The 13,096-nt window shown below is 56.2% G+C and carries 8 protein-coding genes; 5 read left to right on the top strand and 3 right to left on the bottom strand.

The window, feature by feature from the left end; translation table 11 throughout:
- Window positions 1–120: 120 nt before the first annotated feature.
- Window positions 121–3,315, top strand: a complete 3,195-nt coding sequence (locus tag J2X72_RS03565; protein ID WP_310068483.1) for an adenylate/guanylate cyclase domain-containing protein — start codon at window positions 121–123, stop codon at window positions 3,313–3,315.
- Here the strand turns inward: J2X72_RS03565 and J2X72_RS03560 are convergent.
- The 3 genes from J2X72_RS03560 to J2X72_RS03550 are packed head-to-tail and all read right to left on the bottom strand — an operon-like array spanning window position 3,304 to window position 7,237.
- The gene (locus tag J2X72_RS03560; protein ID WP_310068481.1) at window positions 3,304–5,154 is read right to left on the bottom strand and encodes a hypothetical protein; all 1,851 of its coding nucleotides are present in this window, start codon (window positions 5,152–5,154) and stop codon (window positions 3,304–3,306) included. The two genes, J2X72_RS03565 and J2X72_RS03560, sit on opposite strands and share 12 nt — an antisense overlap.
- Window positions 5,155–5,169: 15 nt before the next feature.
- On the bottom strand, window positions 5,170–5,793 hold the full coding sequence (locus tag J2X72_RS03555) for a nuclear transport factor 2 family protein (protein ID WP_310068478.1): 624 nt from the start codon (window positions 5,791–5,793) through the stop codon (window positions 5,170–5,172).
- Between the two features lie 16 nt (window positions 5,794–5,809).
- Complete coding sequence (locus J2X72_RS03550; protein ID WP_310068476.1) at window positions 5,810–7,237, bottom strand: hypothetical protein; 1,428 nt, start codon at window positions 7,235–7,237, stop codon at window positions 5,810–5,812.
- A 404-nt stretch (window positions 7,238–7,641) separates the two neighbouring features.
- Between J2X72_RS03550 and J2X72_RS03545 the strand changes: the two genes are divergently transcribed.
- From J2X72_RS03545 to J2X72_RS03530, 4 genes are all read left to right on the top strand, one after another.
- Complete coding sequence (locus J2X72_RS03545; RefSeq protein ID WP_209998657.1) at window positions 7,642–8,727, top strand: hypothetical protein; 1,086 nt, start codon at window positions 7,642–7,644, stop codon at window positions 8,725–8,727.
- Between the two features lie 444 nt (window positions 8,728–9,171).
- The gene (locus tag J2X72_RS03540) at window positions 9,172–9,747 is read left to right on the top strand and encodes a PE-PGRS family protein (RefSeq protein WP_310068473.1); all 576 of its coding nucleotides are present in this window, start codon (window positions 9,172–9,174) and stop codon (window positions 9,745–9,747) included.
- A 92-nt stretch (window positions 9,748–9,839) separates the two neighbouring features.
- On the top strand, window positions 9,840–11,564 hold the full coding sequence (locus J2X72_RS03535) for a type I secretion system permease/ATPase (protein ID WP_209998659.1): 1,725 nt from the start codon (window positions 9,840–9,842) through the stop codon (window positions 11,562–11,564).
- A 2-nt stretch (window positions 11,565–11,566) separates the two neighbouring features.
- Window positions 11,567–13,003 (top strand): HlyD family type I secretion periplasmic adaptor subunit, encoded by a 1,437-nt coding sequence (locus J2X72_RS03530; RefSeq protein WP_310068470.1) that lies wholly within the window; start codon window positions 11,567–11,569, stop codon window positions 13,001–13,003.
- Window positions 13,004–13,096: the final 93 nt, after the last annotated feature.

Raw genomic sequence — 13,096 nt, 5'->3', positions numbered from 1 at the left:
TCGGAATGATTAGTACCGCGCCCCGAATGCTTTAGTCAGCAATTGAAAAGAATGATATTCTTGTTGGCATTTGTGATGAGTCAAAGACCATCTTGATCCAAGGCCGTTTACGGGGGACCTATGGAGGATGTCAGGAAATGGTTGAACAAGCTGAAGCTTGATCACTTTGCCGATGCGTTCGCGGAATCTCAAGTCGATTTTGATAGTCTCCGCCTCCTCTCGGACAGTGACCTGCAGAGCATGCGGATTCCGCTCGGTCCCAGAAAAAAGATTCTCGCGGGTATCGCGCGATTGATCGAAGAAGGCAGTGGCGAGCTATCTCAAATTTCGGGCGAGCGCCGTCCATTGACCATTCTGTTTTGCGATCTGGTGGATTCAACCGAATATGCCGTTCTCCTGGATCCCGAGGATTTCAGCAAGTTGACGCGAGACTATCTGCGGCAATGCAACAACGCGGTGAGAAGCCACAACGGCATTGCGGCCAACTATATAGGCGACGCCTTTCAGGCACTGTTCGGTTATCCAATTGCTGAAGAAGACGACGCCGAGCATGCACTTGCTCTGGCCTTCGATATTCTGAGGCTCGTACCCGAGATTTCGGTGACGGCAGGGCCGCCTCTGCGGGTCCGGATAGGAATAGCAAGTGGCCTCGTGGTTGTCGGAGATTTTCTCGGAGCGCCTGCGGGCGTATCGACGGTCGCTTTAGGATCGATTCCCAATCTTGCACAACGGCTCCAGACAATGGCACAGCCGCAAACCATTTTGACGGATCAACAGACTCACGACAATGCCGCCGGCGCATTCGAATTCACCGATCTTGGCCAGCAGACTTTGAAAGGTTTTTCTAGGCAGATACACGTCTGGCGGGCCGAAAAAGAGCGAATTCTGGAGAACCGCTTCGCCAAACGAACTCAATTGACGGAACTTGTCGGCCGCCGCAGCGAGATGTCCCAGGTGCTCGAACTCTGGCGAGAAGTGGGTGCAGAAGACCGCGGTCAGGCAGCGCTTGTTTCGGGCGAAGCCGGTATCGGCAAGTCGCGGCTCATTTTCGAAGCTCAGCGCCGTATGCCGCATTGTACCTATTTGACGCTTCAGTGTTCGTCCGCGTACTCCAACAGCGCTCTGTTCCCATTTCTCACATTGCTTAAACGCTACGCTGGAATTCATGGCGACGATCCCGCGCACGGTCTGGAAAAACTCGAGGCAATTCTCACTCTTAGCGACGTTCCCATCGCCGAATCCCTGCCCATATTTGCGGGGTTGCTTTCGATCGACCAGCGGCGTTACCCGCCGTCTGAATTGACGGCCCCACGGCAGCGCAGTGTTTCGCACCGGATAATCATCGACTGGCTCCATCACGTATCGCGTATCAACCCCGTCCTGTTGTCTATCGAGGATGAACAGTGGATCGACCCTTCTTCGAGCGATGTGCTTGAGGCGCTCTTGGAAGAGGTGGCATCATTCCCGATGCTGATCCTTATCACGACACGTGAGAAGACACTTCGCAGGCCGTTGAGGGGTGAAAACGTGCACAGGATAGCACTCAAGCGGCTAAGTGACTACGAAGCGCGTATGCTTGTCAGCAATGTTAGCGGCGGCAAAACCCTGCCGAGCGAAATTCAAACCTCCGTGCTCAACAGAGCCGAGGGTGTTCCTCTCTACGTCGAAGAATTGGCGCGGACGGCCCTCGAGACAGGCGGCCCCCTCTTTCCTTCGGAGTCAGAGGTGCGAGAGCAGCCCGTCGGTGTTCCGAATTCGCTGCAATCTTCGTTGTTGTCGCGTCTCGACAAACTTGGCCCTGGCAAGATGATCGTTCAAACCGCTGCTGTCATTGGACGGGAATTCGATCTGAAGTTGCTAAGCCGGCTTAGCGGCTTGCCGGCTCGTTCCCTGAACCCTGCGTTGCGCCACCTTGTCGAGGCCGGTTTGTTCGCGCCCCAGCCCAACCGGAAGAGCTATATATTCACACATGCGCTGCTCCAGGAGGCCGCACACGACACGCTGTTGCGAGAACGTTGCCGCGAACTTCACAGCAAGGTTGCAGAGGCCATTCAGAAGATCTATCCCAAATTGGCAGCAGAACACCCCGAGCTCTTGGCGCAGCACTATTCCGCAGCAGACCAGTCGGAACGGGCAGCAGACTGCTGGCTTGCTGCAGGTCAGAATGTGGGCAAGACCTGGGCGAAAGTAGAAGCCGCGAACATGTTTGCACATGGCGTTGAATGCCTGCATAAGCTTCCGGCTACGCTTGAGCGCAAAGAGAAGGAGTTGCGGCTCTGGCTGGAGATCGGCGACGTGCACTACGCGACATTTGGATATGTCACGCGCGAAGGTAGCGATGCTTACCAAAATGCAATGCGGTTGAGCGACGAGCTCGGCGACACGGAATCGCCTGTCCGGGCACTCGACGGTCTCTTCGGCACGGCCTTCAATTCTGCGCACTTTGCCGATGCCGAATGGGCAAGCGACCGGCTGCTCGACATCGGCAGAAAACGCGATCATATCAAGGCGCGGGTACTGGGACTGCAGTTCAAGGGTATGAGCCTGTTTTCTCAGGGTAATCTCAAAGGTGCGCGTGATTATCTCGAGCGTTCGCTTGCGTATGAAGCACATAAGAACACGATCGGCAGCGACTTTCCGAGCATGCCGATGCTTTACCTCGCCTGGACATTGCATTTGCTCGGTGAACATCAAAGGTCGATTGACCTCTATGACGCTGCGGAACTCGATGCACGTCAGCAGTCGGCTTACAGACTTGCCGCCTGCCTTGGCAATGGCTGCATCCTGCTGGCGCTGCGCAACGATGTCATCAAACTACGCGAGCTGACCAACGAGCTCATTCCGTTGGCAACGGAGAACGGATTTCAGCTGTGGCTGAATATGGGCTTGTTTTTCGAGGGTTGGGCCATGGCCCGCGCCGACCGCAACTTTGACGGCTTGGAAAAAATGCGGAAGACCTGCGATAACCTCGGCGATCAGGAGATCGACAAATCTTGCTATCTGGGGCTGCTGGCGGAATGCTATCTCCAGGCTCAGGCAATCGAAGAGGCATCTGACGCCGTTGACGAAGCGCTGGATCTCGTGAGCAACACCAATGAAAACTATTTCACCGCCGAGCTGCTCCGGCTGAAAGGCGAAGTGCTGCGCAAGAAAAATGCGACCGGCTTTGCCGAAGCATTGTTTAAAAAAGCCATTGCTTTTGCGCGCAGACAAGGAGCGCGCTCGTGGGAGCAGAAGGCCACCCAAAGTCTGACGGAACTGAGGCGTTCGTTCCCTAAAAAAATCAAGAATGACCGGCCTTCTTCAATCGCATGAGACGTCGGCATAGAGAAGATGGCCGGCCTGCCCATAGGTGATGCCGCTTTGATCGAAGCAAAATCTCTTGGGTATTATGCGAACGAGGTAACGGCGATTGCATTGGGCCGGCAAATCCAGCCTGAAGACCCGCATATCCTTGGACGGGACAGGTTCCGTGAATTTCGAATGGCCGAAATATGAAACATTGCGGATCAGCGCGGCCGAACCCGATGTTCCCGTCTCGCCATCTATCGCGATAAAATTCTTGTCCGTCGCTTCCTCCAGGCCCGGATAGTCCCGTGGCGATGGCGCCGCACCTGATGTCGGGATTTCCGTAGACCTGACCGCCACATTGAACCGCACGTCGTCTCTTTGCGGAATATTGCCGTAACTGTTCAGGTAGCGCCAGTTCAGCCGAACGACCCGGTCGGCAATCGCTTCCGCACCCGGTGACCTTACAACGGCAATGGACAGGTCCTTAGGTTGCGAGTTATCGCCCTGCATCGCCGCTTCTGGCGCGGGACAGGACGTATAGAGCGGCGCGTAAGAACACTCGTTGCCTCCTGCGCCCCACAGGCAATTGCTTAACACGCTCCAATCGGAGGCACTGATTTCGGGGGGCATAGTCGACAAATCGTTTCCATCGATCGGTACCATCCAGGGATGAATTTTCCCGCCGCCGGATCGGGACGCCCACTCCGTCCGGTGAGAGTTTATCTCCCGCAACTTCCGCTGCTCCGCTTTGAGACGCAGAGACTGCGACCTTTTCGGACGTGCAATGACCGGGTCACGTGCCACTGCGTCGGCCGCAAAGCGCTGCCCCGTGGTTTGCGTTGTCAAGGTATGACACTCCGTGCAGTTTCCCGTCGGATCCCGGACTGTCATGGCGCGCTCAAGATCGACGCGATAGATGGCAGTGTAGCCGGATCCTATGACGCGGAACGGTGTTGACCTGCTCCGCGGCGCTGCAGGAAGCAAACTGCCCAGGCTGAAGGCCCCCGCTCTCGGATCATGATTTCCAGCAAGGTAGCCTACCCTCGCTTGCTGGATATTGGGATTGATGACATAGGCGCTCTTGTTGTCGTGGCAAGCGGAGCATTGCACCTGGAATGTCGGATCGTAAAGGGCTTCTGCCTCCGCTCGGCCTTCGCTGTCGTGATAGGAATGGCCACCGGGCGGCACGAATTTCTGTGACCAGTCGAATTCGCCCCAGTCCTTTCTGCCATCGAAGAACACGATCTCGCCCGAACTCCTGTTGAACCCGATAACGCCGAACAATGCGAACTTCGGATTTGACCGCTGCCAATAGGCGATGGGTTCTACCTCAAGGCTGGGGCTCGACTTGCGGCAGAGAAAAAGCCATTCCACATTGCCATTCTCGACACGGCTCAGCCTTGAATTCAGACCGCAATACGTCGCGCTTCCCGTCAGGGAAGGCTTGTCACACCGCGCAACGCCACGGGTCCACTTGACCACCTCCCCCTCCACATTGCGGTGCTCGAATTCCAGTGGATGCCCTGCCTTTCCCGGATTCGGTTTAAGGTCGACAATATTGCCGTCGATTTGCAGGGGGATTGTTTTGGCAACAGCCTCCGAGCAATCGCCGTCAGGGATCGGGCCGAACACAGCGCGCGCCTCATCCCCGAACCGGGTGATCGTGTCGCCGCTTGCCGACGCTGGCTCCCAGAGAAAGCTCCCGTTCCAGCGCTGCACCGCTTCGGCAAACGAAGCCTCATCGAACCCCAGACTACCGCCGCTGACCGGCCTGACATCGCTGCCTTGGGAATTTCTTGCCAAACCAAAAGTCAGGGCGACGACCGCGGCTCCGACAATGAGGATTTGGCCGATGTGCCTCACTGGCGGTTCCAAATTTCAACGCGCCCGGAACTGAATTTTACGTCCGTCAGTGATGAGCGTGATCCTCGAGAATTTCCAGACGCCTGCCTGCCGCTTGAACTCGGTTCTGAATGCTGCGGTATAGTCGAGCACTGGCGTTTCAATATCCTGGTGTTGAAGCGTCACAGCCAAACTCGTTTTCCCCTGGATGGTGTTTGCATCCACGGAATTGAGCAGTGCGTTGCTTTCAATATGCCGTGTCTGCGTATCCAGCCGGGTCAGTTCGTTGAAAACATCGTTGAGATATATCTCCAGCTGGTCCTTGTCAGTCGTCTTGACAATTTGTTCTCCGGCTGCGTTGCACAATTCGTAGAATACATCGTCAGTAAAAAGTCCGTCCAGTTGGCCAAAGTCGTGATCGTCCAGCGCCCAGTTATAGCGATGAATCAATTTCAGAACCGCCCTGGTATCCGCGGGTCCGGGGTCGCTGGGATCTATCAGCCAGTCCGACTGCGGATGGTTATCACAGGCTGGCGTAGCGGCAGGTGCACTTGTTTGCGCCAGCGCCGCTCCGGCAAATGCAAGGCAGAAGCTGAAACCGATCACCGAAGTTGCAATTCTGGCGCGGCGGATAAAAAGCGTCCTGTATGTGGCTAACATCCCAACCTCCTGTCGATCACGACTTTGAGCAAACGTGCCTTGGTCCGCAGTTGAATCTGATTCTGATCAAGTGAAGTTCTTTCCCTTCGCGCTGAAGACGGTGCGTAGTATGCGCCAGAGCAGGGTCCTTACTTTCCCTGTCACCCCCGTCACCCTTGTAGTCCTTGTCGCTAACATCGCCGTAGTTGACGAGGCCCTTCATAAACAATTGGTCGACGAACGCTGTGGCGGCGGCTTCGGGGCTGGCCGGGTCCATCGATCGTCCATCCGGGGTCGCGCTTCGGGCGATAGATTTTGCCGCGTCCCCTGGTATTTGAACAAACAAAGGCTCCTTCAGACCATAGTGGGACGATTCGATCTGGGCGAGTTTCGGCAAGGCTTCATCACCTACCGTTTCGGAATTCATGTCCGCTTCACCGTTCAGCGACGCCATAATACGGGAAGCCGATGCAAGTGACAGAATGCAGCGTTGGATAAAAACATCTCGGAAAATTGCCGGATATGCAGGATTTTTCGCGACACTTTTCTGCACCATCCAGGCGGCCACTTCCGCATAGTAGCTCGGCACAATCCAGGCAGATTTGACTGCATCGACCATTATGTCTCGCATGTCCTCCGCAACCTTGAGCAACTGAGCAGACGTTGGTGAAGGATAAAGGGCCAGCATGCCTGCCAATACTTCGAACAAGGCACCGGTAAAAATCCGCGAGAATGAATGCCGATCCGAAGAAAGCTGTGTCGTGTGCGCACTTGGTGGCAGCGGGTTGGGGTCACAGTAGCAGAAAGGGTTCACCGCGTTGCGCAGGCAATCCGTATCCGCGTCGTGGGGAGAGATCAGGTGAAGGGCTGTACCGAATTGCTCAGCAATCCTAGATAGCCTTGAGTTAACGTAAAGACTCCCGCCCGTCGCTGCCAGAGATGCCACAACCGAATCTCGCATCGACGGAATCTGGAGTGAACACAATATTGCACTCATATCGCCGAACGATTCATGAAAGGCTTCGATTTCGAGGGCAAGCGTGTTCCAGAGAAGGTCCTCGATCGCGTCAAGCATGGCATGCCCCAGTTCGTGGCAAAGCATATCCGGGCTGGCGGCAGCATAGATGGTTGCTGTGGGCAATACCCCGGAATAGAAATTCAGCGCTTGCCGGTCGTAACCAGCATTCCACCCTGGACCTACATCCAGTCTTACGCCAAGGGCAGGACCGCGAAACCATTGCCCTCTCCCGACTTTCGGGCCCCAAAAATCAGCACCTCGCCTCAACGCTCCGGCGGCGTTCCAATACCTGAATTGCGGCGTGTCTGCATGTTGGCTGGTGCCGAGACGCGGCGGCGGAAAGGTATATTTGAAAGGAATCTGCCCAATGTTCGGTTTGTCAGCCATAACCAATACGCCGGACGAACCAGGATCGTCCTCCCAAATCAGAATTTGCTGAGCGGCCATAACATATCCCCCAAATGACCAGAACCGCGCGCCGGCGGGTACAGTATTGTTCGGAGTTCTGACAGTCATTCAAACTTGCAAATGCGGAAACAGCGCATGAACACTGTTATAAAATTAAAAATGTAGAGCTATAAAAATGCGTCCCCGGGGCAAATTTCATTGTATTGATTGCCCGATTGCACAATCACAGCTCCCCCTCAAGGTAAGTCGATTGATTGTTCACTTACCCTGTATGATATAGCAATCTTGAACAACTATGAATACATAGAACGGTTTAGTCTGATTACCGCCCATCTCCCACCCAAATGGATATAGCCGAATTGCAGGCTCTTCTTTTTCTTCATCTGACCTCACAATACGTCGAAGAATGGACGCAAGTTTTGCGGACTGAATGGAGAGACGCAATGCCGGAAACTCGCCCTATGTCGGAAGAAGCACCTAACCCGAACGTGAGCCAAAGTGCGATCTCTGGTTCCGCATCCGGTCACTTGGCGTTGGTGCCAACATGGTTGCCGTTCGATGTCGCCGGCGGCCCATCCTATTCGGCCGGCGCTGGAGGCGACGGAATAGCCATGGGTGTCATCAGCAGCACTCCGCTCGCTGTCTTCACCCCGTCCAACACGGCAATCGCAGGTCCCAATTCAGCTGTGGAAGCGCACCAGGGCAATGACGCCTTGATCAATCAACACTCCACGGAAATAGCTGGTATGGGCGGAAACGGTGGAAACGGCAATGTCGCCTTCGGTGGCGGTGACAACAGCATTCACAATGCCGGAAGCGGCGGCAATGGCTTCTTCGCTGGCGGTATTGTCAGTGCCGACGTTGGGGTCTTTGCCCCGGTCAATGCCGCCGTCGCGGGTGGCAGTGGCTCTTCCGCGATTTCGCATCAGACAAATAACGCCGTCATGCTGCAAGGCGCCACCCAGATTGGCGGTGTGGGCGGTTCCGGCGGGGATCACAACGGGGCAATCGACACGACGCCCGGAGGCGTTGGAACACATGTCTACACCGGTGATATGTTCGCGGGCCACGGTGGCAACGGCTACTTCATGGGTAGTATGATTGACGTGAATGTCGCCATCTTTTCGCCAATCAATATTGCCGTTGGCGCGGCAGGCGGCTCCGCCGAGGCGCATCAGACCAACAATGCGGTCTTCGATCAGGGCGGGGTTCAAATCGCAGGCATAGGCGGCGATGGCGGCGGATTCAATTTGAGTTCCGATACGATATTTACCGGCAGCAACAGCGGCGGCGGCGGTGGCTCAGGCTACTCGAACGGCAGTTTTGTCGACGTTAACATCGGATATTTCCATCCCATCAATATCGCCGTACCCGCGGGTGGCACGGCCGATGCACAGCAGATCGATCATGTGCTCTACGATCAGCACGCGTTACAAATGGCAGGCATAGGCGGCCATGGCGGAGACGGTAACCTTGCCGACAATCACTCCGCACTCGTGGACGATATCCTTTCGTTCCTGCATACCTAGCGCAAGTTTTGTTTATTCAAAGCCAATTCTGTTCCCGGATGGCGAGACAATCCGCGCGGAAGGTGGCGAGGTCGATGTCTTTCCATCGTCCGGCGAAGCCTGACAAAGTGGGTGTCCGCCCGCCGGAAACCCAGCCGTTGGTTTGCTTTGCAAACCAATAAGCTTTCAAAATTTGCTCTAGCATCTCCAGATAGTCAAATAGATCCCCTTGTCGCGGGTGGCTTTCCGCGCGCCTTGGCGCGACCAGATGTCTCCAGTTTGCTGTTCATCCAATACACCCTCCCTTGAACTACACACCCCACCCAAACGAACGTCCCCGAATATCCAGCTAGTCCGCAGGCCAAATCGCGAGCACTCTTTCACGGCGGTTATTCTGCCTGACGATGACGTCGCGGGTACCTGGCCGTGGGAGAAACACGGAAAACTTAAGTAAGGAGTAAGATTATGCCCATTCCACAATTGTCTGACACGATCCAGCTCAACCATTCCGATGCAGGCGACGCGAGCGCCGGTAATGGCGGCGAAGGATACAACTACGGTAACATCCACTACGATCCCACAGCATATGTTTCCAATACACAAACAGTGTATGGAGCAGATACTGATTTGCACAATGGCGATCACGTCTGGCAAGCAGCCGATTGGAGTGCTGGTCCAGCCGGCCATGGCGGCGACGCCGAGGCAGAGAATGGCTTCTTGGCCAACATTACCAACAACGGCTCTGGCGGACCGGGTGGCGACGCCAATTCCAATGGCAGTCAAGGAAACTCAAGCGGCGGCGATATCGCAGCGGTTTCTGCAGCTACGACCGCACAGCAGAATACGCAATTCTTCGCAGATCAGCATGCCACTATCCTAGCCGGCGTCGGCGGCAATGGCGGTAACGGCAATCTGGCCCAGGGCGGCGATATCTCGGCAGCAGTGGTTCATTCGGATCCCGAAACCACGACCGTCAACAATGCTCTCGACCATTTCATCAATGCGTTCGGGTCGATCGATCTGCACGATCTGGGCTCATAAAATCAATTTGCCAGGATCGCCGGTTGCAACCGGCGATCCTTTAATCCGGACAGCGAGACCAGTCGGCTGTCCTTTCAGTGAGCACCCTGACCATGACCACGAGTCTCGTACAATCGCAGCGTCAACCGACGCATCTGGTCGTAGCTCTTCGTGCTTGTGCCGGAGCTTTCGGCCTGGTTTTCATCTATAGCTGCGGTTACAATCTCTTTCTGCTCGCACCGTCCATCTATCTTCTGCAGATATACGACCGCGTTTTGTCCAGCCGAAGCACCGACACGCTGCTGATGTTGACGCTGATCATAGCGGTCGCTGTCATGGTCGGATCCGTTCTTGATATCGTACGACGCGCAGCTCTTTCGCGCATTGGAAGCTGGTTCGACCATCGCTTGCGGCCCTGCGTCCTTACGGCATCGTTCGAATATGCGGCAAGAGCTGATACGGGCGTGGCTACCGACTGTTACCGGGACCTCGCCTCTCTGCGCCAATTTCTCGATTCGCCCGCCAGCGCACTGCTTTTCGATGTGCCTTGGGCGCCAGTTTTTCTGCTGCTGCTTTTCCTCGTCCACCCTTTGCTCGGAGCAATCGGTGTGTTGAGCGCGATCGCATTGTTATTGCTGGCACTGCTCACGGAAGTCGCCACGCGTGAACCACTCACCCATGCCAATGTTGCGCTGGCAAGGAGTTACGCGCGGTTTGCAACAGCGCTCAAATACATCCAGGTCATCCGGGCGATGGGCATGCAGGATGGTGCAGCGCAGATCGTCTATCGCGATGCGGAAGTTGCAAGGAAAGCGCAAGATAGCGCCATGCACCGGACCGAGATTATTCTTGGCTTCTCGAAGTCCATTCGGACCTTGACCCAAATACTCGTGATGGGCGCTGCGACATGGCTGGTCCTGGCGGAAAACAGCAGCCCTGGCATCATTTTCGTCGCCAGCCTTCTGCTCGGCCGCGGCCTTGCTCCGGTCGAAGGCGCAATCGGTGCCTGGCGCTCATTTGCCTATGCCCGCAACGCCTTCAACCGTCTCAACAGAATGCTCATCGCTGTTGCTTCGGACACCGATGCTCGCATGGTGCCGGTCCCCGAGCCGAGCGGGCTTATCCTTGACAATGTCGGTTATACATTGCCCTTTTCCGGCCGGCCGCTCTTGGGCGGAATCAAGCTTCGGCTCGCCCCCGGGGACTGCGTGGCGCTGATTGGCGCCTCTGGATCTGGCAAGTCGACACTCGGCCGCATTATCGCGGGCGTCCTCCAGCCCACGAGCGGATGCGCGCTTCTTGGCGGCGTCGACATATCGGCCTTGCGTCTTTGTGGAGGAACGCACCACATCGGATATCTGCCCCAGGACATCGAGCTCTTCGGCGGCGCCATCAAGGATGTGATCGGTCGGCTCGATGGCTCGGGTCCCGGCAAGGCAATCGAAGCGGCGAAACTCGTTGGTCTGCACGATGCGATCATGCGGCTGCCGCAAGGCTACGAGACCGACGTCGGCGAAGGCGGCAACTTGCTGCTGCGGGCTCAGCGCCAGCAGCTCGGTCTCGCCAGGGCTGTTTACGGCTACCCATCGCTGGTTGTGCTCGACGATCCCAATTCCAGCCTCGACTATGATGGCGAGCGGGTATTGTTCAATGCGATCGAGCGTATGAAAGCCAGGGGAATGACGGTGGTGGTCATCACCCATCGGCTGGGAATTTTACCCGTCACCAATAAAATTGCGATCATGCGCAACGGGACCGTCGATGCCTTTGGCGATAGCGACGAGATTTACGACACCTATCTGCAACCGCCGTCGCAGGCAGGGACACAAGGATGCTAGCCATGGCCCTCGTTCAATTCGGCATTCCGGAGAAATTTACAGGCGCTTTGACCACAATTCGGCACGCCGTCGAAACGTCAGGCTTCAGAAAACGACTTTCAACCTATGCTCCGACACCAAATACCTCGACAGCCCTGGCACCAGCGTCCCCCATGCCGAGGCTTCGCAAGGTCGCCTTGGTTGGTAATCTTTTGATTTGCACCTTCATCATCGGTTTCGGCACCTGGTCTGTCTTTGCGCCTTTGAAGAGCGCCGCTATCGCCTCGGGTGTGGTCGAACCCGAATCGAGCCGTAAAACGATCCAGCATTTTGAAGGTGGTATTGTCCGGCAAATTCTCGTCAAGAATGGCGACGCGGTCAAAGCCGGACAGACCCTGATCCAGCTTGAAGATACAAAATCTCGTTCCGAGCGCGACGCCTTGCAGGGGCAGCTCTGGGACGCCGAGGCGAACCATGCGCGCCTGACTGCCGAGCGAACAAGCAGCAATAACATTGTATATCCCGCGGATCTCGAGTCCATCAGGGCCACGAATCCCGCCGTTGACAGCATCCTTATAGGCCAGCAGCGGATTTTCGCGACGCGCAGGCTGGTTATGCGATCCGAGATCGCGATCACCCAGAGCAAAATGGAGCAAGTACAGCAGGAGATCGCGGGCCTCACGGCGCAAAAGGCCGGATTGACACAAAGGGCGGAGATCGCCCGGCAGGAGCTCGCCGCTGTTACGCCGCTTGTCGCAAAGGGCATCGAGAAAAAGAACCGGCTTCTCAATCTTGGGCGCGAAAAAGCCGACATAGATGGTCAGCTCGGCGAGGTGATTGCTCAGATTTCACGAGCCTATCAGGTGATAGGCGAAAGTCAGGCATACCTCGTCAAAATTGAGAACGACCGATTGAACGAGGTGGCGCAGGGTCTGCGCGACGCGGAAAGCCAGATAATGCAGTTGAGTGAAAGGCTTCGGGCGATCGATGATCAACTGTCGAGAACACAAATCAAGGCCCCGGAAGATGGCGTGATCATGGATCTGCGCATCCACACGACGGGCGGCGTCATCGGTGCTGGCGAACCGCTGGTGGACCTGGTCCCGCGTGAAGGACGGCTCATCATCACCGCGCATGTCCGTCCGGAAGACATCAACCTCGTGCATTCCGGGCTGTCCGCACAGGTTCACCTCCTCCCATACAATCAACGTCGTGTCCCGCTGCTCAAAGGCCTCGTCGAATATGTCTCCGCGGACCGTCTTGTCGACAAGGCAACCGGTCTACCCTACTACGCGGCGACAATCCGGGTGACGGATGAGCGGCTGCCAAAGATGCAGAATGTTGGCTTGGTCCCCGGAATGCCGGCCCAGACCTTGATTGAAACGGGAGAAAGCACTGTGGCCTTCTATGCGGTCCGTCCGCTCATAGACAGTTTCAACAGGGCGTTCCGCGAGGATTGAGCAGGAATTTGATCAGTCGATGGCCGGTCAAGCCAGTACGGCATTCCATCAAGCTCCGCGCTGCTAGGTCGTGAACTCATACTGTCGGAGGGA

The organism is Phyllobacterium sp. 1468, assembly GCF_031455525.1.
GTDB lineage: Bacteria > Pseudomonadota > Alphaproteobacteria > Rhizobiales > Rhizobiaceae > Phyllobacterium.
This window is presented reverse-complemented; position numbering and strand designations above follow the sequence as displayed.